The sequence below is a fragment of the Streptomyces sp. NPDC006435 genome (assembly GCF_040612315.1).
GTDB lineage: Bacteria > Actinomycetota > Actinomycetes > Streptomycetales > Streptomycetaceae > Streptomyces.
Genome location: NZ_JBEXPY010000020.1, coordinates 36,158 through 60,939 on the forward strand (window position 1 = coordinate 36,158; position 24,782 = coordinate 60,939).

19 protein-coding genes and 2 CRISPR repeat arrays are annotated in these 24,782 nt (G+C 70.6%); of the genes, 13 read left to right on the forward strand and 6 right to left on the reverse strand.

The features are described 5' to 3' along the window. Positions 1 to 217: 217 nt before the first annotated feature. From ABZZ04_RS20365 to ABZZ04_RS20395, 7 genes are all read left to right on the forward strand, one after another. Positions 218 to 751, forward strand: a complete 534-nt coding sequence (locus ABZZ04_RS20365; protein ID WP_356933606.1) for a hypothetical protein — start codon at positions 218 to 220, stop codon at positions 749 to 751. Positions 752 to 955: 204 nt separating this feature from the next. Further along, positions 956 to 1,345 carry a DUF6415 family natural product biosynthesis protein gene (locus tag ABZZ04_RS20370; RefSeq protein WP_356933607.1) on the forward strand — a complete coding sequence of 130 codons (390 nt, stop codon included), beginning with the start codon at positions 956 to 958 and terminating at the stop codon, positions 1,343 to 1,345. Positions 1,346 to 1,508: 163 nt separating this feature from the next. Next, entirely contained in the window at positions 1,509 to 1,805 is a 297-nt protein-coding gene (gene tgmA / locus ABZZ04_RS20375; RefSeq protein ID WP_356933608.1) for a putative ATP-grasp-modified RiPP, read from the forward strand. Between the two features lie 3 nt (positions 1,806 to 1,808). Continuing rightward, positions 1,809 to 2,777: an ATP-grasp ribosomal peptide maturase gene (gene tgmB, locus ABZZ04_RS20380; RefSeq protein ID WP_356933609.1), complete on the forward strand. Its 969-nt coding sequence runs from the start codon at positions 1,809 to 1,811 to the stop codon at positions 2,775 to 2,777. Continuing rightward, the gene (locus ABZZ04_RS20385) at positions 2,777 to 3,907 is read left to right on the forward strand and encodes a methyltransferase domain-containing protein (protein WP_356933610.1); all 1,131 of its coding nucleotides are present in this window, start codon (positions 2,777 to 2,779) and stop codon (positions 3,905 to 3,907) included. Before tgmB ends, ABZZ04_RS20385 begins: the two co-directional genes overlap by 1 nt. A 66-nt stretch (positions 3,908 to 3,973) precedes the next feature. Beyond that, a complete protein-coding gene (locus ABZZ04_RS20390; protein ID WP_356933611.1) occupies positions 3,974 to 4,285 on the forward strand; it encodes a DUF6087 family protein in 312 nt (103 codons plus the stop codon). Positions 4,286 to 4,705: 420 nt separating this feature from the next. Next, positions 4,706 to 5,596: direct repeats of the CRISPR family, unit length 29 nt; unit sequence GTGGTCCCCGCGCGTGCGGGGGTGGTCCC. A gap of 951 nt (positions 5,597 to 6,547) precedes the next feature. After that, a complete protein-coding gene (locus ABZZ04_RS20395; protein WP_356933612.1) occupies positions 6,548 to 7,780 on the forward strand; it encodes a helix-turn-helix transcriptional regulator in 1,233 nt (410 codons plus the stop codon). Here ABZZ04_RS20395 and ABZZ04_RS20400 read toward each other — a convergent pair. Next, the gene (locus tag ABZZ04_RS20400; protein ID WP_356933684.1) at positions 7,761 to 8,423 is read right to left on the reverse strand and encodes an HAD family hydrolase; all 663 of its coding nucleotides are present in this window, start codon (positions 8,421 to 8,423) and stop codon (positions 7,761 to 7,763) included. The genes ABZZ04_RS20395 and ABZZ04_RS20400 overlap by 20 nt on opposite strands. A gap of 545 nt (positions 8,424 to 8,968) precedes the next feature. After that, positions 8,969 to 9,851: direct repeats of the CRISPR family, unit length 29 nt; unit sequence GTGGTCCCCGCGCGTGCGGGGGTGGTCCC. A gap of 314 nt (positions 9,852 to 10,165) precedes the next feature. Here ABZZ04_RS20400 and ABZZ04_RS20405 point away from each other — a divergent pair. Further along, positions 10,166 to 10,678, forward strand: coding sequence for a type II toxin-antitoxin system Phd/YefM family antitoxin (locus ABZZ04_RS20405; protein WP_356933613.1), 513 nt, complete (start codon positions 10,166 to 10,168; stop codon positions 10,676 to 10,678). A gap of 7 nt (positions 10,679 to 10,685) precedes the next feature. Here the strand turns inward: ABZZ04_RS20405 and ABZZ04_RS20410 are convergent, their stop codons facing one another. Next, entirely contained in the window at positions 10,686 to 11,624 is a 939-nt protein-coding gene (locus ABZZ04_RS20410) for an EamA family transporter (protein WP_356933614.1), read from the reverse strand. 157 nt (positions 11,625 to 11,781) lie between these two features. Between ABZZ04_RS20410 and ABZZ04_RS20415 the strand changes: the two genes are divergently transcribed. Together ABZZ04_RS20415 and ABZZ04_RS20420 are read left to right on the forward strand one after the other, a co-directional pair. Beyond that, a complete protein-coding gene (locus ABZZ04_RS20415) occupies positions 11,782 to 12,705 on the forward strand; it encodes a LysR substrate-binding domain-containing protein (protein ID WP_356933615.1) in 924 nt (307 codons plus the stop codon). Positions 12,706 to 12,998: 293 nt separating this feature from the next. After that, positions 12,999 to 14,864 (forward strand): glycoside hydrolase family 3 protein, encoded by a 1,866-nt coding sequence (locus ABZZ04_RS20420; protein ID WP_356933616.1) that lies wholly within the window; start codon positions 12,999 to 13,001, stop codon positions 14,862 to 14,864. A gap of 546 nt (positions 14,865 to 15,410) precedes the next feature. Here ABZZ04_RS20420 and ABZZ04_RS20425 read toward each other — a convergent pair. Then, positions 15,411 to 15,845, reverse strand: coding sequence for a hypothetical protein (locus ABZZ04_RS20425; protein WP_356933694.1), 435 nt, complete (start codon positions 15,843 to 15,845; stop codon positions 15,411 to 15,413). A 133-nt stretch (positions 15,846 to 15,978) separates the two neighbouring features. Here ABZZ04_RS20425 and ABZZ04_RS20430 point away from each other — a divergent pair, with 133 nt between their 5' ends. Then, positions 15,979 to 16,431, forward strand: a complete 453-nt coding sequence (locus ABZZ04_RS20430) for a peptidoglycan-binding domain-containing protein (protein WP_356933685.1) — start codon at positions 15,979 to 15,981, stop codon at positions 16,429 to 16,431. A gap of 129 nt (positions 16,432 to 16,560) precedes the next feature. Next, a complete protein-coding gene (locus ABZZ04_RS20435) occupies positions 16,561 to 17,967 on the forward strand; it encodes a choice-of-anchor A family protein (RefSeq protein ID WP_356933617.1) in 1,407 nt (468 codons plus the stop codon). Positions 17,968 to 18,128: 161 nt separating this feature from the next. On the opposite strand, the gene ABZZ04_RS20440 is transcribed toward ABZZ04_RS20435, so the two are convergent. Both ABZZ04_RS20440 and ABZZ04_RS20445 read right to left on the reverse strand, forming a co-directional pair. Continuing rightward, entirely contained in the window at positions 18,129 to 19,595 is a 1,467-nt protein-coding gene (locus ABZZ04_RS20440) for a S28 family serine protease (RefSeq protein ID WP_356933618.1), read from the reverse strand. A 101-nt stretch (positions 19,596 to 19,696) separates the two neighbouring features. Next, positions 19,697 to 20,065: a hypothetical protein gene (locus tag ABZZ04_RS20445; RefSeq protein WP_356933686.1), complete on the reverse strand. Its 369-nt coding sequence runs from the start codon at positions 20,063 to 20,065 to the stop codon at positions 19,697 to 19,699. 278 nt (positions 20,066 to 20,343) lie between these two features. On the opposite strand from ABZZ04_RS20445, the gene ABZZ04_RS20450 reads away from it, so the two are divergent. Next, positions 20,344 to 20,886, forward strand: a complete 543-nt coding sequence (locus ABZZ04_RS20450) for a hypothetical protein (RefSeq protein WP_356933619.1) — start codon at positions 20,344 to 20,346, stop codon at positions 20,884 to 20,886. A gap of 106 nt (positions 20,887 to 20,992) precedes the next feature. Here the strand turns inward: ABZZ04_RS20450 and ABZZ04_RS20455 are convergent, their stop codons facing one another. Next, entirely contained in the window at positions 20,993 to 24,742 is a 3,750-nt protein-coding gene (locus ABZZ04_RS20455; RefSeq protein ID WP_356933620.1) for an ABC transporter ATP-binding protein, read from the reverse strand. Positions 24,743 to 24,782: the final 40 nt, after the last annotated feature.

Consider the following 24,782-nt stretch of genomic DNA (forward strand, 5'->3'; position numbering starts at 1 on the left):
CCATGGTCGACGCGTGGGTGTCAGCCCTGACAGCACAGCGACTTGGTGCTCCCTCTCCCTGGCCGAAGGACCCAACACGATGGAATCCGACGCGGCGCCGCCGCTCGTCTCGCACAAGACACGTCTGTCACTCCCAGCCGATCCCAGCGCGTTGAAAATTGCCCGCCTTGACGGTGCAGACGTACGGACTCCGGCCGAGCTGAATCCCAGAGCATTCGTGCACTCCAGTGCGGACCGGCGGTTGGCGGCCACCCACTGGCTGCTCAGCGCGGCCCCGGACATGCGAGAGGCCCGCGCTCAGTGGGCGGCGGAGGGCATCACGCTCCTGCGATGCGGTGCGGTGTTCACCGCGGTCCGTATCCGGGCCGACATCGTGCAGGCTGCCGCCGACGCCGAGGACCCCGAGCGCATCGACGCCTACCTGAAGGAAGTGCTCCGGGGCGGTCCGGTGTTCATCGACACGTCCTCCCAGCGGTACTACGTACTCGTTCCGGCGAGCATGTCGCGGCTGCCGCAATGGGCCGGCTCGGTACCGGGCGCCGAGTGTCTCGGCCCTGGCTGCTTCCTCGGCGTCCCGAACCCGCAGCGGACCGAGCCGGAACTGTCCAGGTCCTACTGGTGCGCGCCGATGGACGGCCCCGGAGCCCTGTGCAGCCCGAATGCTGTCGCGCTGCTCGTCGCCTACGGCAGCCACCGGCGAAGCGTCAGGCAGCGCCTGGTGGTGGAGGCGAAGGAGGACGGCCGTGGATAGGCCGACAGAGGAGGCCGCCGAGTCGACGTACCTGACGTTGCTGGACCACACGTTGGCGTGTGCGGCCTGCCTCTCTGGTGCGCCGTGCGAGCGAGAGCGAACGCTGAAGCGCGCATGCAGGTTCTTCTGCATGCGTGGCGTCCGGGTGTTCTCGGGGCCGGGCCGGTGACCATGTCGCCCGCTGCCCCGCGCTGGGACCATCCCGTGAGGAGGGCGGACCAGCCCTTCGACCCCGCCCGGCTCAACTGGATGCTCGGCAAGGTCCAGCGGTGGCAGCCGTGCGTGGACGGTGACCTCCTCGACGACGTCGCGGCCGTGCTCGACAACTACGTGCCCAGCGAGGACGAGGCCGAAGTCCTCGCGACGCGGCTGCGCGGCCACCTGCGGCGCATGGTGCAACTCGCGGTCACCTCGCAGGTCGACCAACAGGATCCGGAGGTCGCTGACCTCGTGAAGCGCGCACAGGACGCCCGGTCGACGGCGCTGGGCGAGGACCACTCCGAAGCTGTCGGGCACCTGCGGCAACTGGCCTGGACGCTCGATGCGTTCCTGGAGCGCCTGGTCGAGAACCAGTGCCTCCGGGAGAGGCCATGAGGAACACGCAGATCTCTGCCGGGCGGCTCGGATGCTTTCCGGCCTGGCCGTCAGGCAGGTACAACCCCCGGTCCGGGGCAGGGCTCCGGTCGTCGGTCTTCCCATAAGGATCCCGCCCCGGACCGGGTTGTTCAGAGTCCGACCACCAACAAGAAGGAGAATCATGACTGCCACCTCGGACCGGGCGCGGGAAGCGTTCCCGCTCTCCTGCGGTCGGCTGCCGTTCAGCACGGAGCGCCCGTCCGAGCCGGAGACACGGCCCTGGGCGCTGCGATTCGCCCGTGTCCCGGACTCGACCGGTGCCGTTGCCGTTCCGGACGCGTTCTACGACCGGGACCGCCAGGTCAGCATCTCCCACGACGGGGGCCTGCTGACGTGCATGGCCAACACGCACTCGCCGACGGTGCCGGACGGGTCGATGACCAACCCGCCGCAGCTGGATGAAGGGCCGAAGGACTGACTCATGTCTCTGCCCGTCCTGGTGATCGCGACCGACGACGACTGGCCGACTGATCGCGTCGTGGCCGAGTTGACCGGCCGTGAAGTCGAGGTGTTCCGCATGGACACCGCGGACTTCCCCCAGCACTTGGGGATGACGGCCCGGATCGCCCGAGAGCACGGGTGGGCGGGCGAACTGGTCACCGCTCGACGAACGGTGGACCTGTCCCGGGTCGGCGCGGTGTACTACCGCGCCCCCGGGGCGTTCCAGTTCCCCGACGGTATGACCGGGCCCGAGGAGCGGTTCGCCGCGTCTCAGGCCCGTGCCGGGCTCGGCGGTGTGCTGTCCGCCCTGGAGTGCCGGTGGGTCAACCACCCGACGTTCATGGCCCGCGCCGAGTACAAGCCGGTGCAGCTCGAAGCGGCCCGGGCGTCCGGGCTGCGGATCCCGCCCACGCTGATCACGAACCGCCCGCAGGCGGTCCGCGACTTCGCGGCAGCCGTTCACGGCCCGCTGATCTGCAAGCCCGTGCCGTCGCCGGTGCTGATCGAGGACGGCCGGCTGAAGACCGTCTACACCCGGCTCCTCACCACGGAGGACCTCGCCGACCTGCGCGGCATCGAGACCACCGCCCACCTGTTCCAGGCCTGGATCGGCAAGAGCCACGAGGTCCGGCTGACGGTCGTCGGGGAGCGGATGTTCGCCGCCGAAGTCCACGCGGGAAGCGAGGCCGCGCACGTGGACTGGCGGTCCGACTACGGTTCGCTGACCTACAGCACGACGGACGTTCCCGAGGACATCGCCGCAGGGATGCGCCTCCTGATGGACCGGCTGCATCTCTCCTATGGGGCCGCCGACTTCATCGTCGACCCCGGTGGCCGATGGTGGTTCCTGGAGGTGAATCCGTGCGGGCAGTGGGACTGGATCCAAGGGGCGACCGGCCTTCCGATCGCCGCAGCAATCGCCGACGAACTGCAAGGAGTAAGCACCTGATGGACTGGAAACCGCAGGCTGCCGCACTGGCCCGCACGGCGGTGCGCCCGTCCTCCCCCTGGTACCAGCCGGTCGCGGACACGCCCCGGCATCTGTGTGTGCCGGCCTGGTTCACCGCGGGCCCCGAGGGATGGACGCGGACCGATGGGCCCGCGGACGAGGAAACGTGGACGAGGGCCGCGTACACGGACCAGACCCTCGTTACCCAGGTCGGCCCGCACCACGCCGACCGGGCCGGTCCCCGGCCGGTGACCGGGGCACCCACCTCGTCCAGCACACTGCCGAGCCTCGTGGTCAGCATGCTCACGCTCGGGGAACTGAGCGAAGGACACCGCCTCCTCGATGTCGGAACCGGCACCGGCTACAGCTCCGCGCTGGCGTGCGCACGGCTCGGGGACAGCGCCGTGACCACCGTGGACGTCGACCGCTACCTGACCGAGGCGGCCGCCGACCGCCTCGCCTCCATCGGGCGCCGCCCGATGGTGGTCGCCCAGGACGCGACGGAGGAACTGCCCGACGAGTACGACCGGATCGTCTCCATGGTGTCCGTGCCCCGCATCCCCACATCCTGGCTGTCCGCGCTTCGGCCGGAGGGACGCCTGGTGACGACCATCGCGGGAACCGGGCTGATCCTGACCGCCGACAAGACCGACGACGGCGGGGCCACCGGCCGGATCGAGTGGGACCGGGCGGCGTTCATGCAGACCCGGTCCGGTGCCGACTACCCGCCTCGACTCGACGCCCTGTTCCAGAAGATCCGTGCCCAGGAGGGCGAGGACGTCGATGTCTCGCCGTTCCCGGTGCTCGACGTCATGCAGGCCTGGGAGGTGTGGTCGGCCCTCACCCTGCACGCCCCCGGCATCGAGCATCGGACCGGTATCGACGACAACGGCACCCGGACGTCGTGGATGCTGCACACGGACGGCTCCTGGGCGCGCGCCGAGACCACGCCGGATACCCGCACGGCGACCGTTCACCAGGGTGGCCCGCGCCGCCTGTACGACCTCCTGGACCAGATCCGCTGGCACTGGATCGAGAACGGTGAACTGCCCGTCTACGGAGCACGGGTGGCCATCGCACCGGACGGGACGACGACTCTGTCCCGTGGGGGCTGGACCCTCACCTTGTGACCGGGCGAGAATTTTTTGCCCGGGACTGCGCAGACTGGACGATCACGAGCAGGGAAGGGGAGCCCCGTGAATGACGATCCGTTGGACGAGTGGGCCGCACACCGGGATGCCCACCGACCCGCGCGCGGTGCACGCAGGGCAGTTCCTCTCGGTGAGGGCCCCGCGCGAGGTGGTCACGTCGACCCGGCTGCGCCGCGCGGGATGCTGGAGTGGGACGGGCACCAGTGGGTTCCTTCCGGCGTAGCCGAAGACCGTGCCGCGGCCCTGGAGGAGACTGGCCCCCGGAACGCGGCGGAGCGTGTTCGCCTCCCGCCGTCCAGTGCGCTGCCATCTGCTCCGGAGCCGTGGCGGCCCACCGAGGAGTTCTGGCGCCCCTGATCCGACAACGCGGCGACCCGGCCTCCGAAGGGGGAAGACCGGGGCCGCTTGTGAGGGATGAGGTTCCCCGCGCTTGCGGGGGTGGCCCCTGGTTGACGATCAGGGCAAGGAGGGGTCGTTCGTAGTCCCCGCGCGTGCGGAGGTGCTCCGCGCTCGGTGTGGAACCGGGTGGCTTCGCAGTGGTGCTCCCCACGAGGTTGGGACATTCCGCCCTGCTGCGGAGAAGGTCCAAACCTTCAGCTTGCGGAGTGAGTTCGGCCATGAGGAGCGGCTGTTGCGGTGAAGGCGACCTGAGATAATCGCTCCACACAGACCTCTACCTACCACCCAAAAAGAATCTACCTTTTAGGCACTATGCCGGAATTTTTGAAAGTAAGTAAAAATCACTCCCTGCCGCTATGAAGCCGCAGGTCACGAACTGTGGTCCCCGCGCGTGCGGGGGTGGTCCCATGTCCCAGGGCTCATCCACGGCCAGCCGGGCGTGGTCCCCGCGCGTGCGGGGGTGGTCCCCAGGCGGCGGACCCGATCGTCGTTGCGGGCGTGTGGTCCCCGCGCGTGCGGGGGTGGTCCCAACTCACGAGCAGCTGCCTTGCGGTTCTTCTCGTGGTCCCCGCGCGTGCGGGGGTGGTCCCAGCGACGGGTCGGCCGAGGCCCTGGACGACGAGTGGTCCCCGCGCGTGCGGGGGTGGTCCCACCGCCACGTCCCCGGCGCCCTCGATGTCGCCGTGGTCCCCGCGCGTGCGGGGGTGGTCCCGGTGACGTGCCGCAAGGGGCCGTCGAGATCGCGTGGTCCCCGCGCGTGCGGGGGTGGTCCCGCTTCCTCGCATCGCCCCGCTCAGCTCGAACAGTGGTCCCCGCGCGTGCGGGGGTGGTCCCCAGACCTTGTACTCCGCGCGCATCCCGGGCGGGTGGTCCCCGCGCGTGCGGGGGTGGTCCCTTGGTGAAAAGGTCGCCGCTTTCACCTCCGAGGTGGTCCCCGCGCGTGCGGGGGTAGTCCCATCACGCCGCCGACGATCAGCGCGCCGACGACGTGGTCCCCGCGCGTGCGGGGGTGGTCCCCCTCAACTGCCCACGGCCCCGCTGGCGATCGAGTGGTCCCCGCGCGTGCGGGGGTGGTCCCTTCCGCTCCGCCTGGGCTCCCACGAAGAGCGGGTGGTCCCCGCGCGTGCGGGGGTGGTCCCTGGGTCCAGCACGCGTCCGACCGGGGGTTGGGCGGGACGGGTGGTCCCCGCGCGTGCGGGGGTGGCCCCGTAGGGCCGTACGAGGTGGTCCTGATAGCCCTGTGATCCCTGCACGTGTGGGGTCGGCCCGTCTCCGGTGACTGCTCCGAGCGCCCCGCTGGCCGACCTCGTACACCTTGGCCGTCATCGTCGTCAGGGCTTCCAATCGCGTGGGTACGGTGCCGGCCTCGCCAAGGCGGGCAGCGAGCACGGCCGGTCATGAACGCGGACCGTGGCGCCGGGACCAGTCGCACCGGGCATGTCGTACGTCCTCGACTCCCCCGGCGCCATGGGTTGTTGGCAGCGATCGCACCTCATCGGCGGGCCTCCCGCCACGCCCGGGTGAGCCGGGTCGCAACCGAACACGGCGCGCGTCGGCAGGCAGCGCACGCACAGGTGTGGCCCAACAGAGTGCGGTACTCGGTATCGCCGACCTCACCCGCCGGTGTCCGGTCCGGTACGGAGATGGCCATCACACCGTTCCCGAGCGAGGACAAGCCGCATCTTCGAGCGCGGCTTGCAGGGCTGCGGGCTCCGTCGTCCACACCTCGGTAGTCGGACAGACGCGCCAGCAGGGGCCAGGCCCCTGGGTGCGCCTGTCCGGCGGGATGACCAATTGGGCGCCATCGCCAAGTACACGAGTGCCGGCCACGTCCCACCCGGCAGCCTTCCCCAGCGGGACAAACCAATACAACGCGGCCGACAGAGGGTCTTCGAGGACGGCTCCGGACCGGCTGCCGAGAACGGCGAGTGCGTCGAGCCCGACACTGCGGGGAACCCGGATCGCATCCCAGGTGCGGCCGACCTTTTCGAGGCGGCAAGCTCTTGCAGTACGGACATCAGGTGGGTTCATCGCTGTGACTCCTTGGGGCCCCGTGCTGGCAGTACACCAAGACTGGCCCTCACCAGGATCCTCAGCGAGGACTTTCAGAGGTCTTTTCCCGACACAGAAGAGGGCTTTCATGCCGTCGTAAGGGTGATAGCTGGCATCTGGAAGGGCCTGGCATGACACTGATGTGAGAGACCGTCATGGAGGTTCCGCATGTCGCAGCCCGCAAGCAACATCCGTCTCCGATCAGCTCGCCACGCCGCGGGCTACCGCTCCCAACAGGAGCTGGCCACCGCCCTCGGCGTCGGCGTCCGACAGGTCCGGCGCTGGGAGTCCGAGAACCCGCCGTGGCCTCATCCGGACCTCCAGCAGGCTCTCACCGAGTTGCTCGGGCAGGACATGGAATCGCTCGGGTTCACGCCTCCGGTCGGCCGGGACCGGCCAGACCCTGTACGGCGTTCCCTGGCCGGTGCGTCCGTGGCCGCTGCCGGGCTGGCCACCGTGCCGATGCAGTCCGCAACTGTCGTTCAACCAGCTTCCGTAGCAGCGGACTTCGAGTCGGTGACTCGTTCGCATCGACGCCTGTACTGGTCCGTCGCGCCCGCCACCCTGCACCCTGCAGCCGTTGCTCACGCCACTCTCGGATGCACACTGCTGACCGAAACAGCCGGGCAGACCCGCCGTGCTGTCGCTGCGGCACTCGCCGAGTCGTACCTTCTGGCCGGACGCATCGAGTTCTTCGACCTTCGCGAAGGGGACCGAGCAGGAAAGACACTCCTGCTCGCACTCCAGGCTGCCGGACAGGCGGATGATCCGCTGCTCGGAAGCGCGATCCTCGCCCACTCCGCGTTCATTCCGGCATGGGAGGGAGAGAGGGAAGCAGCTGCGGAACGCATGGTGGCCGCCCGCACATACGCCCGCCGAGGCCACGCCTCGGCCGACCTGCTGGCGTGGCTGGACGCGGTGGAGGCCGAATGCGAGACCAGGTGCGGCAACACCCGAACCGCCCTGCACCTGATCGGACACGCCGAAGACACCCTCGCCGCAGGTTCTGAGCACGCGACACCCCAGTGGTTGGACTGGTTCACCGCTGTGCGGCTCGCAGCGTTCAAGGGAAACATCCAGTTGAAGGCAGGCCATCTGCCCCAGGCCCGGACAACACTGCTCGGGGTCATCGAAGAGCTGCCGGCCACCGAGGACAAGCAACGCACCGTCGTCTACGGCGATCTCGCCGCAGTCGAAGCGGCGGCAGGAAACCCTGATCAAGCATGCGAGTACGCGCGCCTGGCCCTCGATCAGCTGGAGATCACCTGGTACGCGATGGGCATGGACCGTGTCCGGGAGGTACGCCGGTCCCTGGCCCCGCACCAGCACGAGCAGTGCGTGCGGGACCTGGACGATCGACTGTACGGGTGGTCGACGACGGTCAGTGCGCTCGCTCGTTGAACTTCGCGATAAACCCGGCCAGTTCACTCAGTGACTCGATGCGGAACGTCGGCAGCTCACGAGCCTCGGCCGTGTGCCACTGGATCGTGCCCCATGGCCCGCGATGGATCAGCGCGGTATGCATTCCGGCGGCGACGGCGGGGCGCAGGTCGTTGTCGACGCGGTCGCCGACGTACAGGATCTCTCCGGGCTCGTACGGGACGGCTTCGGCCACCCGTACGAAGAATTCGGGGTCGGGCTTGCTGGCGCCCCAGTCGTCCGAGGTACCGATCAGGTCGACGTCGTCGGTGAACAACTCCCGCAGGATTCCCCCGGCGCGGACGGTCTGGTTCCCCGCAATGCCGAGCCACAGCCCAGCGGCTCGAAGCTGTGCGAGGGCCGGGCGGACATCGGGGTACAGGTCGGTCTCGTCGAAGTGCTCCGCCCGCCCGGCCCGCGCACGCTTCTCGCGCTCCTCGTAGAGGTCGAAGCCCGGACGGAACTCCTGGAACGTCTCCCGATAGTCCCGCCCTTGGGCGATGACAGCGCCGAACATGGCGGCGAACGTGTGCCGCGGCACACCGAGCCAATCGGCCCAGGTGCCGTACTCGCGAGTCTCGTCCACCAGACACTCACCGACATCGAACACCGCTGCACGAATCATGGGGCGCATCCTATGCGGGCAAACGAAACCGCCCCTGTTCTGGCCGAAGCCGAGCAGGAAACGAGACAAAGCAGAAGCCTCGCACGCAGGGATGCCCTCTATCTTGCACATCCCGGCCCTCAAGACCATCGAGCGGTTCTGCATGTCGGCCGTCGCGCAAGCGGTTCTTGCACATGCTGATCCCACGCCGAGGTCCGCGACTTCAACCCTCAACCAACCGACGCCCACCACTCCTGACCCCATGTCGCTTTCGCCCTGAGCATGGATATGGACGCGCCATCCGTCCAGGACCAGCAGAGCGCGTCGACCACTCTCACGCCAAGGGCCTGGACCTCCATCCCGCGCACGGCCAACTGCCCCAGCTCCTCGAACACCTTCATGCGCAGGTCGATTTCACCCGGCCGAGCGGTTCGGACTGAGATAATCGCTCCACACGCGTCTCCACCTAACACTTGAACAGAATGCCCCTTTTAGGCACCATGTCGGAATCTTTGGAAGTAAGTAAAAATCGCACCCTGCCGCGATAAAGCAGCAGGTCACGAACTGTGGTCCCCGCGCGTGCGGGGGTGGTCCCACCGATCCCGCGTTCGCCCGCGACGACGACGGGTGGTCCCCGCGCGTGCGGGGGTGGTCCCCCGGTGAACGGGCATGCTCATGCGGTGTGGGCGTGGTCCCCGCGCGTGCGGGGGTGGTCCCCAGTAGATGACGGTGGTGATGGGGAGGGCGAGGTGGTCCCCGCGCGTGCGGGGGTGGTCCCGATCTTGTACGCCTTGATCACACGATCGGGTTGTGGTCCCCGCGCGTGCGGGGGTGGTCCCTTCGCGACCGGCGGTCAGGTGACCGGCGCGGCGTGGTCCCCGCGCGTGCGGGGGTGGTCCCATGGCCCGGGTGCTCTCGCGGACGGCGGTGCGGTGGTCCCCGCGCGTGCGGGGGTGGTCCCTGCTTCGTCCGCGAGAGCCCCGGCACGCCGGTGTGGTCCCCGCGCGTGCGGGGGTGGTCCCGACACGACGACCGCCGCCCTCGCCCCCGTCCGGTGGTCCCCGCGCGTGCGGGGGTGGTCCTGGTCGGTAGCCGCGGGAACCGGGCGTCGGTGAGTGGTCCCCGCGCGTGCGGGGGTGGTCCCACTCTTCCTCCTGATCAGGGTCGGTTGGCCCCGTGGTCCCCGCGCGTGCGGGGGTGGTCCCGGATCCGCGCTGATCGGGAAGAACGCGGTCTAGTGGTCCCCGCGCGTGCGGGGGTGGTCCCTGCTACTCGCCGTTCAGCTCGTACACGCTCGGGTGGTCCCCGCGCGTGCGGGGGTGGTCCCTCCTTGCACCAGTAGTCGTAGGACAGCAGCATGTGGTCCCCGCGCGTGCGGGGGTGGTCCCGGTGTGGTGGATCTCCGGAACAGCACCCTCCTGTGGTCCCCGCGCGTGCGGGGGTGGTCCGCTCTGCGGGGAGCGGCAGCAATGGTGCTGGCGAGGAAGGGAGAATGGCCGGTATGACGAACTGCAGGAAGTGTGGGGGACAAAAGCGCCGGTGGCCTCGGTCCTGTCCTCATTGTCGGCACGGCGCGGACCGTGCGGAGACGGCTGTCGATGCCGGTGAACTGGCGCTGGAAACAGGACTGTTCAGGCTGATCGGACGGGGAATAGCCGGCACGGTTCGGCTCCTGGTGCGCGCTTTCGACTGATACTGACAAGGGCGAGCCGCGGGGCGGGAGTTGTCTGCTCTGTCAGTGTCTCCCCGTAGCGTCCGGGGTCATGGAAGACGTTGTGAAGATCGTTGTCGAGCGCCGGTACGCCTCGGACCCCATCGACTACGAGCGTCTCGTCTCGCTGGTCGAGTCCACCGGGGAACGCGTCGTGCTCACCGAGCAGGGTGTGCCGGTGAGTGTGTTGCTTCCGGCGGGGAAGATCGCCGAGTTGGAGCATTGGGTCCGTGTCCCCTTTCCCTCTCCCGGGCCGGAGGCCCAGAGCGAAGGGGAGGGAGAGGAAGAGGGGGCGGACGGGGGCGTGCGGGACGTCGGGCGGCTTCGGGTCGAGCCGCTGGCCGAGCCGGAGGAGTACGGGCCCTACACCCGGTACGTGCGTGCCGACGGGCGGCGGGTGAGTTTTGCCCGGGGTGGGGCAATCGTGGCCGTGCAGTTGGGTGCCGATGAGGTGGCGTGGCTGGAGGACAGGGCCATGCATGTGCGCCAGGGGTACATGAGCCCTAAGCAGGCGGCGGCGTTCGAGGAGTTTCTGGCCCGGCAGCCGCCGGTCGGGGAGCAGTGAGCCCGTGCTACCGGCCGGTCGACGTGACCGGCTGAGGGGTGTCCGTGCCCGCTTCGGGGGTGGTCTCCGGTACCGGTACGGAGCGCGGCCTGCGCGTTCCGGCCAGGGACGTCAGGGCCACCCCACCCACCAGCAGTGCCGCCGCGCACCACCGCAGCGGGCTCACCGACTCCCCCAGCAGCAGTGCGGCCGAGGACATCCCGAAGACCGGGACGAGCAGGGTGAACGGGGCCACCGACGACGCCGGGTGCCGGCTCAGCAGGTAGCCCCAGGCCCCGAAGCCGAACACGGTCGTGATCCAGGCGACGTAGACGATGATGCCGACGCCGCTCCAGTCGAGTGCGGCCAGCGCCTCCGCGTCGCGGTCCCAGCCCTCGAAGAGGAGGGAGAGGCCGAGCAGCGGGAGCACGGGCACGGTCGAGACCCAGACCATGAAGTTGAGCGGGTCCGGCGGGGCCGCCTTGCGGGTCAGTACGTTGGACACGCCCCAGCAGGCCGCCGCCGCGATCACCAGGACGAAGGCGAGCACGGGTCCGTTCGCCCCCTCGTCGACCGCGGCGACCCCGATGCCCGCGAGGGCCACCCCCATCCCCAGCACCCGCACCCTCCCCGGGCGCTCGCCGAGTGCGACGGCGGCGAAGAGCGCGGTGAAGACCGCCTGGACCTGGAGCACGAGGGACGACAGGCCGGCGGGCATCCCCCGGTCCATGCCGATGAACAGCAGCCCGAACTTCGCCACCCCGAGGGCCAGCCCGACGCCCACGATCCACTTCCAGGCCACCTTGGGCCGGCCGACGAAGAAGACCGCGGGAAGCGCGGCGGCCAGGAAGCGCAGGGCCGAGAAGAGCAGTGGCGGGAAGTGCCCGAGGCCGATCTCGATGACGACGAAATTGACACCCCAGACGGCGGCCACCAGGGCGGCCAGGGCGATGTGGAGGGGACGCATGCACCGAGGATCACCCGCACCGACCATGTAGCACCAGCACGGATTTCTTCATGGTGGAATTGAGCATTGCTGATGAATCGCCGAGGAGACGCCGATCGGACGGTGTCGAATCGTCGAGGGGCTCCGCAAGGACGACCCCCGCCTCCGGGAGGTTCCGGTGCTCGATCTGGCCAGGCTGCGCGCCCTGCACGCGGTCTCCGTACACGGTTCCGTCGCGGCTGCCGCCGCCGCGCTCGGCTACACCCCGTCGGCGGTCTCGCAGCAGATCACCAAGCTGGAGCGGGAGACCCGCACGACGCTCCTGGAACGCCGCGGGCGCGGTGTCGCGCTGACCGAGGAGGCGCTCCATCTGGCCGCGACGGCCCAGCAGTTGCTGGCGATCGTGGAGCGTGCCGAGACGACGCTGGAGGAGCGCAGGGGGCTGCCGACCGGGCGGCTGTCGATCGGTGCGTTCGCGTCCGCCGCGCGCGGGCTGCTGCCCGGTGTGCTGGCGGAACTGGACCGGGACCATCCGGCCCTGGAGGTACGGCTGACCGAGGTGGACCCGCACCTCTCGGTCGACCTGGTGGCCAAGGGCGTGATCGATCTGGCGGTCGCGCACGACTGGGACATCGCCCCGCTGCCCGCGCCGGAGGGCGTGGCGCAGGCGGTGATCGGTGACGACCGCTGCGATCTGCTGGTGCCCGAGGGGCATCGCCTCGCCGGGCGGGACGGGGTGCGGCGCGAGGAGCTGGCGAAGGAGCGGTGGATCTGCCAGCCGCCGGGGACCGTCTGCCACGACTGGCTCGTACGGACGCTGCGCACGGCGGGTTACGAGCCGGACATCCGGCACCAGGCGGAGGAGAACCACACCCAGCTGGCCCTGCTCGCCGCGGGTCTCGGGGTCGCGATGATCCCGAGACTGGGGCGGGGCGCGCTGCCCGAGGGAGTGGTGGCGGTGCCGCTCGATCCCGTACCGGTGCGGAGGCTGTACGCGCTGTGGCGCACGGAGGCGGCCCGGCGTCCCGCGATCACGGCGGCGGTGGCCGCACTCCAGGGGCACGGGGTCTCGGTGGGCCTGGCCCCGCCCGGCCTCTCTTGATCCACCGGGAAGAGCCGGGCCCGCCTGATCCTGCTTGACCCGGCGGGAAGGACCGGGCCCGCCTGATCCCGCTCGATCCGTCGGGAAGGACCGGCCCCCCGCCCCCGCTCGATCCGTCGGGAGGGGCCGGGCCCGCCCGGTCCCGTCTGCCCCGATCCGGCCCGGTCCGGCGGCGACGGGCCGGGGCCAAAACGGTCCGGACCCTTGACCGGAAGTTATTTTCTGGATATCCGTGCTCCTTGGAAGTTTCTTTCACCACCCTCTCGTCCCCGAGCAAGGCCGAAGGAGCTCACGTGCACCACCGCCCCTCCAGACGCACCCTCCTCACCGCCACCGCCGCGACGGTCGCAGCCGTCGCCACGGGCGCGGGCGTCGCCCCCGGCGCCGTCGCAGCCCCGCGGGCCGCGAGCAGCGGCCAAGGCGGCGGGCACCACAATTCAGCCGCCACCACCGCACGGCTCAAGCGGATCATCTCCGGGATGACCCTGGAGGAGAAGGTCGGGCAGCTCTTCGTGATGCGGGTGTACGGGCACTCCGCCACCGAGCCCGACCAGGCCGACATCGACGCCAACCTGGCCGAGATCGGGGTCCGCACCGCCGCCGAGATGATCGCCAAGTACCACGTCGGCGGGATCATCTACTTCGCCTGGGCGCACAACACCCGCGACCCGCACCAGATCGCCGACCTCTCCAACGGCATCCAGCGCGCCGGTCTCGCCGGCCCCACCCCGCTGCCGCTGCTCGTCTCCACCGACCAGGAGCACGGCATCGTCTGCCGGGTCGGCGAGCCCGCCACCCTGATGCCGGGCGCGATGGCGCTGGGCGCGGGCGGCTCGCGCTCCGACACCCGCCGGGCCGGGCAGATCGCGGGCGCCGAGCTGGCCGCGATGGGCATCAACCAGAACTACGCCCCGGACGCCGACGTCAACGTCAACCCGGCCAACCCGGTCATCGGCGTACGCTCCTTCGGCTCCGACCCGCAGTCGGTGGCCGCGATGGTCGCCGCGCAGGTGAAGGGGTACCAGAGCAGCGGTATCGCCTCGACGGCCAAGCACTTCCCGGGCCACGGCGACACCAGCACCGACAGCCACACCGGGCTGCCCGTCATCAACCACACCCGCGAGCAGTGGGCGGAGCTGGACGCGCCGCCGTTCCGGGCCGCGATCGCCGCGGGCATCGACTCGATCATGACCGCGCACATCGTCGTCCCGGCCCTGGACCCGGCGGAGGACCCGGCCACGCTGTCCCACCCGATCCTCACCGGCATCCTGCGCGAGGAGCTCGGTTACGACGGCGTCGTGGTGACCGACGCGCTCGGCATGGAGGGGGTGCGGACGAAGTACGGCGACGACCGCGTGCCGGTCCTCGCCCTGAAGGCGGGTGTCGACCAGCTGCTCAACCCGCCGAGCCTGGATGTCGCCTGGAACGCCGTCCTGGCGGCCGTGAAGAACGGCGAACTGACCGAGGACCGGCTCGACGAATCGATCCTGCGCGTCCTGCGGCTGAAGGCGAAGCTCGGGCTGTTCGACGACCCGTTCGTCAGCCGCCGGGAAGTGGACCGTACCGTCGGCACCCGGGCGCACCTCGCCGCCGCCGACCGGATCGCCGAGCGCACCACCACCCTGCTCGCCAACGAGGGCGCGGTGCTGCCGCTCTCCCGCCGCTCCCACAAGAACCTGCTGGTGGTCGGCGCCGACCCGGCCTCCCCGTCCGGTACCACGGGACCGCCGACCACCACCCTGGCCACCGCCTTCGGCGAGCTGGGGTACGCGGCGACCGCCCTGTCCACCGGTACCGCACCCAACAAGGCGAAGATCGACGAGGCGGTGGCGGCGGCGCAGGGGAAGGACGCCGTGGTCGTGGCGACGTACAACGTCTCGGCGACCAGCTCGCAGCGCACCCTGGTGAGCACCCTGGCCGCGACCGGCGTCCCGGTGATCACGGTTGCGATCCGCAACCCGTACGACATCGCCCGGCTGGCCGGGACCGGGTTCGTGGCGAACCTGGCCACGTACTCCTGGACCGACGTCGAGCTCCGGGCCGCCGCCCGGGTCATCGCGGGCCGCGTCGAGCCGCGGGGCACCCTGCCGGTGCCGGTGCAGCGCGCGGACGATCCGACGCGGGTGCTGTACCCGGTGGGGTACGGCCTGGAGTACTGAGCCCCCGGGCGCCGAGGCGCCCTCATGCGTTGCGGAACGAAGGACGGCGCGCGGGACCACCCGGTCCCGCGCACCGTCCTTCGTCATGTCCGCCGGGCGTGGCCCGGCGCCCCGTCCGGAGCCCGCACCTCACCTCCACGATGTGAGGTGCGTCACGCTTTAATTTCCAATTAAGGTGGCATGTCCGATCACGACCACCTTGATGCGTTTTGCTCAAAGTTGACGCCTGCTCACGTTGTGCGCGAAGGTCACGGAACCCCCTCCCCACACCCTTAATTCCGTCACGACCTGGAGTTCTCGATGTGTCGCGCAACCCTCTTTTCTCCTGCGCGCATTCGCCGTTCGATCACGTGAGGCGACCCCGAACCCCCGCACGTTGATCAACTTTTGTCGAACTGCCCGGACAAGGAGCTCGGAGCACGTGGGCTTTCAGCAATTCACGTCGCGCACGCCGGAAGAAGAATTCTCCCCGCGGTCGGCACCCGGCCGGGTTCCCTCCAGGGAGGAACGGGTCTTCGGAAAGGTGTCCGCTTCCCGTCGGGACGGTCAGGGCGCCCGTCCGACCGATATCGAACTCTTCGAGCCCTTCGAATCCTTTGAATCCTTTGAATCCTTCGAGGAAACCGCTCCCCTGCCGGGAATTCCCGCGCAGTCCGTACCGTCCATACCATCCGCGCCGTCGTCCCCGTCCCGGCCGGCTCCGGCCGTCCGCAGATCCGCCCGGCGTTCCACGAGGAGGCGGAAGCAGTCCCCCGCACTGCTCATCGGCACGGTGACGGTGGGAATCGGCGCCGCGATATCGGTCTCCCTGGTCTGCGAGGCGTTCACCGCGCGGCACTCCGACTTCGGCGCCCCGGTCTCCACCACCCTCTCCTCCCGGGACTCCGCCACGCCGTCACCCTCCTCCTCGTCCACCGCCGCGCCCACCGGTACGGCACGTCCGGCCCAGAAACCGGCCCACACCCGGGTCACTCGGTCCACGGCCGAAACGCCGCCACCCGCGACGTCGTCCCCGACGCCGCCCGCGGCCCCCTCCACTCCGGCCGGTCCGCCGGCTCACACCCCGTCACCCCCGCGGGATGAGACCCGCACGGCGGGCCGGCCGGACCTCTCCCTGGGAAGCACGGGCCGTGAGGTCGAGGACCTCCAGCGGAGGCTGCAACAGCTCTACCTGTACCTGGGCAGCACCGACGGAAATTTCACGACGGCCGTGGAAGTCGCGCTGAGCCGTTATCAGAAGGCCCGGAACATTCCCGAGAAGCCGGGCGTCTACGGGCCACTGACCCGAGCAACCCTGCGGGCGGAGACCGAATCCGCCGGCCGGGATTCCCACGGATACGAAGACTCGGGCCGATACGGGAACTCCCCTCGGTACGGGACTCCGGACCTGCACGGGAACCCAGATCCGTACGGGAACCCAGATCCGTACCGGAACACGGGCCCACACGGAAACCCGGATCCGTACGGAAAGCCGGACCCGCACAAGGACTCGTACCCCTACGGGAATCCGGCTCCGCACGACGATTCGGTCCCGTATCTCGATTACGCCCTGTTCCAGGGGCGGTGAGGAACGGGGACGGGAAACCCGCTCCCCGTCCCCCTGCCCGCACTCCCCTCCCCGTTCTCCGACCGCGCAGGCGAGTTCCTTCGTCGTGCCCGGACGCGTCCCTCCCGAAGAAAGACAAGGACCAAGATCATGCACGTCACCGGAAGAACTGCCGGGCGTACCGGCAGCGCACTCGCCGTGCTCCTCTCCCTCGGACTGCTCGGCACCGGCGCCGGCAGTGCCTTCGCGACCCCCGTCGCCGCCACCGACGGCGAGGCGAAGTACTGCCCGTCCTCCGGGAAGCTTCCGGGCATCGGCAACAGCCCGCAGTTCATCGACGGCAACGTGGCCCTCTTCGCCGGGGGCGACTACACCGTCGACGGCGCGTCCGCGGAGGCGGAGGGGCTGCTCGTCGTCAAGGGCGACGCGACGTTCGCCAAGACCTCGGGCGGCATCTTCAACGTCGGCCGGGCCGGGGCCGGATCCGGCATCCTGCCGGACGGGGGCGAGGTGATGCTCGCGGTCGGCGGCGACCTGACGATCGCCAAGGGCACGAAGGTGGACGTCGGCCACGGCGTCACGTCGAAGTCCGGCTACGGCGGCGCCGTCCAGGTCGGGAAGGAGATCGACGAGAAGGGCGAACTGGAGACGAACGGCGGGAAGCGCTCGTCCGGCCTGGGGGCCGACCGCGCCCTCAGCCCCTACCAGTCCTTCGACAGGACCATCGGCGACGAGTCGTCCTCCCTCGGGAAGCTGAAGGCCACCGGCACCAGCGTGCGTGAGGGCGAGACGGTCACCTTCAAGAGCACCGGCGCGGGCAACGGCAACATCCAGGTCTTCGAGATCCCGGCCGCCGAACTCGACGGCGCCTCGTCGTTCGTGTTCAAGTCCATCCCCGACGGCGACTCCGTCGCGGTCAACGTGACGGGCTCCCACGCGGTGTCGATATCGCCGATGTCCGTGGGCTTCAACGACGACCGCGTCGACGTCTACAGCTCCGCCGGCTTCGGCGATGCCGCCTCGCGGATCCTGTACAACTTCGAGGGCTCCACCTCGCTCACCCTCGGCGGCGGCGGGAACTTCATGGGCTCGATCCTCGCCCCCAAGGCCTCCGCGGACTTCACCGCGAGCACCAACGGGCGGGTGTACGTCGGCGGGGACATGAAGACCCACGGCACGGGCAACGAGAGCCACAACTACCCGTGGAACGGCTCCCCGGCCTTCACCTGCAAGCCCGGGCCCTCCGAGCCCGGCACCCCGACGCCGAAGCCGTCCGAGCCCGAGCAGCCGTCGCAGCCGCCGACCGGGCCCGGCACCCCGACCCCCTCGGCCTCGCAGCCGGGCACGCCGACGCCGGAGCCGTCCGGGTCCGAGGAGTCCCCGACGCCGGTGCCCACCCCGTCCGCGCCCACCTCGGAGCCGAAGGACGAGGGCGGCTTCCTCGCCAGCACCGGTGCGCAGGTCGGCGTCTACGCGACCGCCGCGGCCGTCCTCGGCGTGCTCGGCGCGGGCCTGCTCATGTTCACGCGTCGCCGGCGCGGCCAGAACCAGGGCTAGAAGCAGGGCCGGAAACAGGGCCGGGCCGGGGTGTACGCGCACTCGACTTCGCGCGTACGCCCCGGCCCGGACCCATCGCAGGAGGGCCCGTCACGGGAAGACCCGTTACGGGAGAGCCCGTTGCGGGAGCCCGTCGCGGGAGGACTGCTACGGGAGGACTGCTACGGGCGCAGTTCCCGCTCGTTCATCACGTCCTGCCTGTCCAGCCGGGCGTCGAACTTCGCGAGCGGCTTCGCCTTCGCCGGGTCGTCCTGCACGGCGGCCGGGGCGACGCCCGCCCAGCGCAGGATGGCCGCGGTGGCCTTGGCCCGGTCCGCCTCTTCGAGCCCGGCCACGTTGGCGCCGTGGTTGCCGCCGGGCACGGTCATGACGTAGCTGTCACGGGAGCCCGCGCCGGGCCGGAAGCGCTCCGAACCCCACGGGTCGTTCTCCCCGTAGACGTACAGCATCTGGTTGGCGTGCCGCTTGACCCACTTGTCGACGTCGCGCATCACCGACGGCTGGAACCGCATCGGGATGGACCGCGGCACGAAGTTGCGCGGCGGCTGGTACCCGTACCGGCTCAGGTTGCCGAGCCACGGCTGCTCGATGTCGGGCGAACCGAGCTGGGTGCCCGCCTGGTAGTAGTACGGGGTGTACCGCTCCAGGCCCTGGTCCGCATAGGCGGAGAAGCCGGAGATCGAGTCGATCGAGTCCCAGATCTCCTGGTCGGACGCGGAGGCGGCGTCGGCCGGGATCGTGTCGCAGTCGGACAGCAGGCTGTACTGCCAGAACGCCCAGACGTAGTCCATGACGACGGCCTCGTACGCCCGGTCCAGCGAACCGGTGATGTCGAAGGTGTAGCCGTTCGCCGCGGCGTACTCCTCGTACTTCTTCTCCAGCGGCTCGCGGCGCACCAGCGCCTCGCGCTGCACCCCGTTCAGCCGGTCGCGGCACTCCTTGGTGCCGACGTTCTCGAAGAACCGGTCGTAGGCCGAGTCCTCCTTGTCCACCACGTCGTTGGGCGCGACGTACGCGACGACGCCGTCCATGTCCCGGGGGTAGAAGCGCTCGAAGTACGTGGCGGTCATGCCGCCCTTGGAGCCGCCGGTGGTCAGCCAGTTCTTGGTGTAGATCTGCTTCAGGGCGGTGAAGACCCGGTGCTGGTCGCTGGCGGCCTGCCAGATGTCGAGCTTGGACCAGTCGGCGGGCGCCGGGCGGGACGGGGTGAAGAACCGGTACTCCAGCGAGACCTGGTTGCCGTCGACGATCCGGGTCGGCTCGGAGCGGCTGGGGTTGGTGGAGACGTTGTACCCGCTGGTGTAGAAGACCGTCGGGCGCGACGTGTCCTTGTGCAGCAGGGTGATGCGCTGCTGGAAGGTGCCCTTCCACGGGCGCCGGTGGTCGACCGGCTGGGTGTAGTTGAGGACGAAGTAGCGGTAGCCCGCGTAGGGCTTCTCCTCTATGAGGCTCATCCCGGGAATGGCCAGGATGCGGTCCTTGATGTCGGTGGCGGTGCCGTCCTCGACGGCCCGGCTCACCGGCCCGGCCGGTTCCGCGGCGGTGGCCGCCCCGGCCGAGGCGCCCGTCGCGCCCACCGTGCCGACGAGCACCGCGAGCGACAGGAACCCTCTGAGCGCCTTGCGCATACACCCTCCCCAAGATTCACAACGTTCGCCGTGAACCTAGCGGGGCGGCACCCCCGCCGCCAGACCCTGACGGGGCCGATCGGCCGCGGGGCGTTCCGTCGTCAGCAGAGGATCCAGCCGGTGGAGGCCGATCCGCCCGAGATCCTGGCCGAGGCCCTGACGCACCTGTTCAGCGCGTGGACCGTCACCGGGCCCGCCTGCTTGGTGTACTTGCCCCGGTCGGTGACGGGGCTGCCGCCGCGCGCCTGGATGGTCACGGACATCGAGCGGCGCGGCCCCGGCTTCTTGGCGACGGCCATCGCGCAGGCGTAGGAACGGTTCTTGTAGACGTGCAGTTTGCCGGTCTTGAACGGGACCGTCTTCGCCAGGCGCCCGGTGCAGGCCGACACGGCGTCGGCGCTGCCGACGGCGGGGCCGCCGAGGACGAGGCCGAGGGCGACCGCCAGCGGCAGGGCGATCGAACGCGCCACTCTCCCGAAGCCCTCGGCCCCGCCGGTGACCTCGCCGGCTCTCCCACCCCCGAGGGATGAACCGGCTATTTCGGCCTTCCCGGACTTGACGGCCCTTTTGCTCACCAGTAACCCCATCGCCAATCGAACATTTACACCTCGGCCCGGTACACACGCATACACGCGTACGACGCAGGAGTCCATCCGAAGGTTGCATCCGGCGAGCCACCCCCCTGGGCAACCGAATCGCCACAACATGGCTCCAACAGGACAGAGCCATACGAAAGGCAGGAACTGTCATGCTTCAACTCCGCATCGCGCAGGGGTCCCGGAGCCGGCGCGCCCTCGGCCGGACGCTGCTCGCCGCCGCTCTGCTCACCGCCGTCACCGCGGTCCCGGCCGTGGCGGCGGCCCCACGGACACCGCAGGCGTCAAAAGCCCCGCAGACACCGCAGGCGCAGCGGGCGCAGCAGGCGCCTGCGGCGGCGCACGGGGGCATCGGTACCCCGGCGTACCAGCAGGTCGCCCACTTCTACGGCGCCTACATCGACGCCGTCTCGGCGGAGGGCGGCGGTGAACTCGCCGCCTCCCTGCGGAAGTTCTACCTGACCCCGCAGTTGCGCTCCCGGCTGGACGCCTGGGAGCGGCGCAACCACGCGGACGGGGTGCTCCGCGCCCAGAACGTCCCGCTCGCCCTGCGGGTCACCCCGGGCGACAGCGCCACCGGTCACACCTGGTCGACGGTGCGGCTCACCTGGAGCCGCGGCGAGCACCCCACGTACTCGTACCTGACCGTGCGGTCGGACCTGGCGACCGGCCGGATCTCCGACATCGGCGACTGAGCTCCCGTACCGGACCGCGCAGGACCGCACGGGGCCGCCGCCGGAAGCACCCGGCGGCGGCCCCGTGCGGTCGGGCCCCGGCGGTCCCGGTGGCGGCCCCGTTCCCTCAGACCCCGGCGGGCTCGTCCTCCCCGATGAAGGTGCGCCACAGCACGGCGTAGCGCCCGTCCTCGGCGAGGAGTTCGTCGTGCGTGCCGTCCTCGACGACCCGGCCGTGGTCCATCACCACGACCCGGTCGGCACGGGCGGCCGTGGTCAGCCGGTGGGCGACGACCAGGGTGGTGCGGCGGCCGGCGAGGCGGTCGGTCGCCTGGTTGACCAGTGCCTCGCTGGCCAGGTCCAGGGAGGCGGTCGCCTCGTCGAGCAGCAGGACGTCCGGGTCGACGAGTTCGGCGCGGGCCAGTGCGATCAGCTGGCGCTGGCCGGCCGAGAGGTTGCGGCCCCGCTCGGCGACCTCGTGCAGGTAGCCGCCGTCCAGGGTGGCGATCATGTCGTGGGCGCCGACCGCCCGCGCCGCCGCCTCCACCTCGGCGTCGGTGGCCTCGGGCCGCCCGTACGCGATGGCGTCGCGGACCGTGCCCGCGAAGAGGTACGCCTCCTGCGGCACCACCCCGAGCCGGTGCCGGTACCCGGTGAGGTCGAGGCGGCGCAGATCGGTGCCGTCCGCGGTGACCCGGCCGCCCGTGGGGTCGTAGAACCGGGCGACGAGCTTGACGAGGGTGGACTTGCCCGCGCCGGTCTCGCCCACGAACGCGACCGTCTGCCCGGCCGGTATCCGCAGGTCGACGCCGGTGAGCGCCTCCTCGGCACCGTCGCCGCCCCCGTATCCGAAGGACACGTTCTCGAAGACGATCTCGCCGCGCAGCGACGGCACCTCCAGCGGTTCGTCGGCGGTGTCGGTGGAGGTCGGCTCCCGCAGCAGTTCCTGGATGCGGCCCAGCGAGACGGTGGCCTGCTGGTAGCCGTCGAAGACCTGGGACAGCTGCTGCACGGGGGCGAAGAACAGGTCGATGTAAAGCAGGTACGCGACCAGCGCGCCGGTGGTGAGGGTGCCGTTGTCGACCCGGCCCGCGCCGACGATCAGGACGGCCGCGGCGGCCACCGAGGACAGCAGCTGCACGAACGGGAAGTAGACCGAGATCAGCCACTGGCCGCGGACCCGGGCCTCGCGGTAGTGGTCGCTGCGCTCCGCGAACCGCTCCGCGCCGTCGTGCTCGCGGCGGAACGCCTGCACGATCCGCAGACCGGAGACGGACTCCTGGAGGTCGGCGTTGACCACACTGATGCGTTCCCGGGCCAGCTCGTACGCCTTGACGCTCCTGCGGCGGAAGAAGAACGTGCCGACGATCAGCACCGGCAGCGTCGCGAAGACCACGAGGGCCAGCTGCACGTCCAGGACCAGCAGCGCGACCATGATGCCGAAGAAGGTGACGACGGAGACGAAGGCCGTGACCAGGCCGGTCTGCAGGAACGTGGACAGCGCGTCCACGTCCGTCGTCATCCGGGTCATGATCCGGCCGGTCAGCTCGCGCTCGTAGTAGTCCAGGCCGAGCCGCTGGAGCTGCGCGAAGATCTTCAGCCGCAGCGAGTACAGCACCCGCTCGCCGGTGCGGCCGGTCATCCGGGTCTCGCCGATCTGAGCGGCCCACTGCACGAGGACGACCACCAGGGCCAGCGCGGACGCCGCCCAGACCGCTCCGAGCGCGAGCTGCGAGACGCCCTGGTCGATGCCGTGCCGGATCAGCACCGGCAGCAGCAGCCCGGCGCCCGCGTCGGCCGCGACCAGCAGCAGGCTCACCAGCAGCGGCAGCCCGAAGCCGCGCAGCAGCCTGCGCAGCCCGTAGGAGTCCTCGGGGCGCACGGCCCGCGCCTCGTCGATGTCGGGCGTGTCCGTGGCGGGCGGCAGCGCCTCGACCTGGGCGAGCAGCTCGGGGGTGGCGGGCATGCCGGCGGCGTCGGTGTCGCGCGGCTCCTCCTTGCGGACCCACAGGCGGGGGCTGATGCCGCGCTCGGCGTCGAACTCGGCGTCCAGCTCCTCCTGGAGTGCGCGGTCGTCCTCGGGGGCGGCCTCGACGGCCCGCGGCTGGTGTCCGGGCGAGGTGCCGCCCAGCTCGTCCGGGTCGGTGAGCAGTCGCCGGTAGAGCGCGGAGCGGCGCTCCAGCTCCTCGTGCGTGCCGATGTCGGCGAGCCGGCCGTGTTCCAGGACGGCGATCCGGTCGGCGAGGCCCAGGGTGGAGCGGCGGTGGGCGATCAGCAGCGTGGTCCGCCCGGCCATCACCTGGCGCAGCGCCTCGTGGATCTCGTGCTCGACGCGGGCGTCGACGGCGGAGGTGGCGTCGTCGAGGAGGAGCAGCCGGGGGTCGGCGAGGATGGCGCGGGCGAGCGCGACGCGCTGGCGCTGGCCGCCGGAGAGGGTGAGCCCGTGCTCGCCGACCTTGGTGTCGTAGCCCTCGGGGAGCTCCGCGATGAACCGGTCGGCCTGGGCGGCGCGGGCCGCCTCCTCGATCTGTTCCTGAGTGGCGTCCGGGAAGCCGTAGGCGATGTTGGCGCGGACGGTGTCGGAGAACAGGAAGCTGTCCTCCGGTACGAGGCCGATGGCGGCGCGCAGCGAGGACTGGGTCAGCTCGCGGACGTCGTGACCGCCGACCAGGACGGCGCCGTGCGTCACGTCGTAGAAGCGGGGCAGCAGCAGCGAGACGGTGGACTTCCCGCTGCCGGACGCGCCGACGACGGCGACGGTCTCGCCGGGCTCGATGGTCAGCGAGAACCCGTCGAGGACGGGGCGCTCGTGGTCGTAGCCGAACCGTACGTCGTCGAATTCGACGCTCGCGGGGGCGTCGGCCGGGAGCTCCTTGGTGCCGTCCTTCATGGTCGGCTCGGTGTCGATCAGCTCCAGGACGCGTTCGACGCCGGCCCGGGCCTGCTGTCCGACGGTGAGCACCATGGCGAGCATCCGGACCGGGCCGACGAGCTGGGCGAGGTAGGTGGAGAACGCGACGAACGTGCCGAGGGTGATCTCGCCCCGGGTGGCGAGCCAGCCGCCGAGGGCCAGCATCGCGACCTGGCCGAGCGCGGGGACGGCCTGGAGGGCTGGGGTGTAGCGGGAATTCAGCCGGATCGTCCGCAGGCGTCCGGCGAACAGCTTCCGGCCGACCTCGCGCAGCTTGCCGGTCTCCTGCTCCTCCTGCCCGAACCCCTTGACGACCCGGACCCCGGAGACGGCCCCGTCGACCACTCCGGCGACGGCCGCGGCCTGCCCCTGGGCGTACCAGGTGGCGGGGAAGAGCCGGTTGCGGGAGCGGCGGGCTATGTACCAGAGGGCGGGGGCGACGGCTATCGCCACCAGGGTCAGCAGCGGGGAGAGCCACGCCATGACGACCAGGGATATGAGGAAGAGCAGGATGTTCCCGATGGTCATCGGGAGCATGAACAGGAGTCCCTGGATCAGCTGGAGGTCGCTGGTGGCGCGCCCGACGACCTGCCCGGTGGACAGCTCGTCCTGCCGTTTCCCGTCGAGCCGGGTGATCGTTCCGTACATCTCGGTGCGCAGGTCGTGCTGCACGTCGAGGGCGAGCCGGCCGCCGTAGTAGCGGCGGATGTACGTGAGGACGTACACGACCACGGCGGAGGCGATGAGGAGGCCGGTCCAGAGGGCGAGGGAGCGGGTGCTGTCGACGACGACGTCGTCGATGATCACCTTGGTGATCAGCGGGACGAGGGCCATCACCGCCATGCCGGCGAGCGACGAGCCGAGCGCCAGCAGCACATTGAGCCGGTAGCGCCACGCGTAGCCGCACAGCCGCCGGGCCCAGCCCGGGGCCCGGGCCACGCCCTCCGTGTCCGCTGCGTCCGTCACCGGTACCTCCCCGTTCGGCCTGCTCTACCGGAAGGCACCA

Excerpts from the sequence above, each read along its gene's own strand:
- ABZZ04_RS20385 (WP_356933610.1), top strand. The coding sequence starts at position 2,777 with ATGGACTGGAAACCGCAGGCTGCCGCACTGGCCCGCACGGCGGTGCGC.
- tgmA (WP_356933608.1), top strand. The coding sequence starts at position 1,509 with ATGACTGCCACCTCGGACCGGGCGCGGGAAGCGTTCCCGCTCTCCTGC.
- ABZZ04_RS20410 (WP_356933614.1), bottom strand. The coding sequence starts at position 11,624 with ATGCGTCCCCTCCACATCGCCCTGGCCGCCCTGGTGGCCGCCGTCTGG.
- tgmB (WP_356933609.1), top strand. The coding sequence starts at position 1,809 with ATGTCTCTGCCCGTCCTGGTGATCGCGACCGACGACGACTGGCCGACT.
- ABZZ04_RS20440 (WP_356933618.1), bottom strand. The coding sequence starts at position 19,595 with ATGCGCAAGGCGCTCAGAGGGTTCCTGTCGCTCGCGGTGCTCGTCGGC.
- ABZZ04_RS20435 (WP_356933617.1), top strand. The coding sequence starts at position 16,561 with ATGCACGTCACCGGAAGAACTGCCGGGCGTACCGGCAGCGCACTCGCC.
- ABZZ04_RS20405 (WP_356933613.1), top strand. The coding sequence starts at position 10,166 with ATGGAAGACGTTGTGAAGATCGTTGTCGAGCGCCGGTACGCCTCGGAC.
- ABZZ04_RS20450 (WP_356933619.1), top strand. The coding sequence starts at position 20,344 with ATGCTTCAACTCCGCATCGCGCAGGGGTCCCGGAGCCGGCGCGCCCTC.
- ABZZ04_RS20400 (WP_356933684.1), bottom strand. The coding sequence starts at position 8,423 with ATGATTCGTGCAGCGGTGTTCGATGTCGGTGAGTGTCTGGTGGACGAG.
- ABZZ04_RS20395 (WP_356933612.1), top strand. The coding sequence starts at position 6,548 with ATGTCGCAGCCCGCAAGCAACATCCGTCTCCGATCAGCTCGCCACGCC.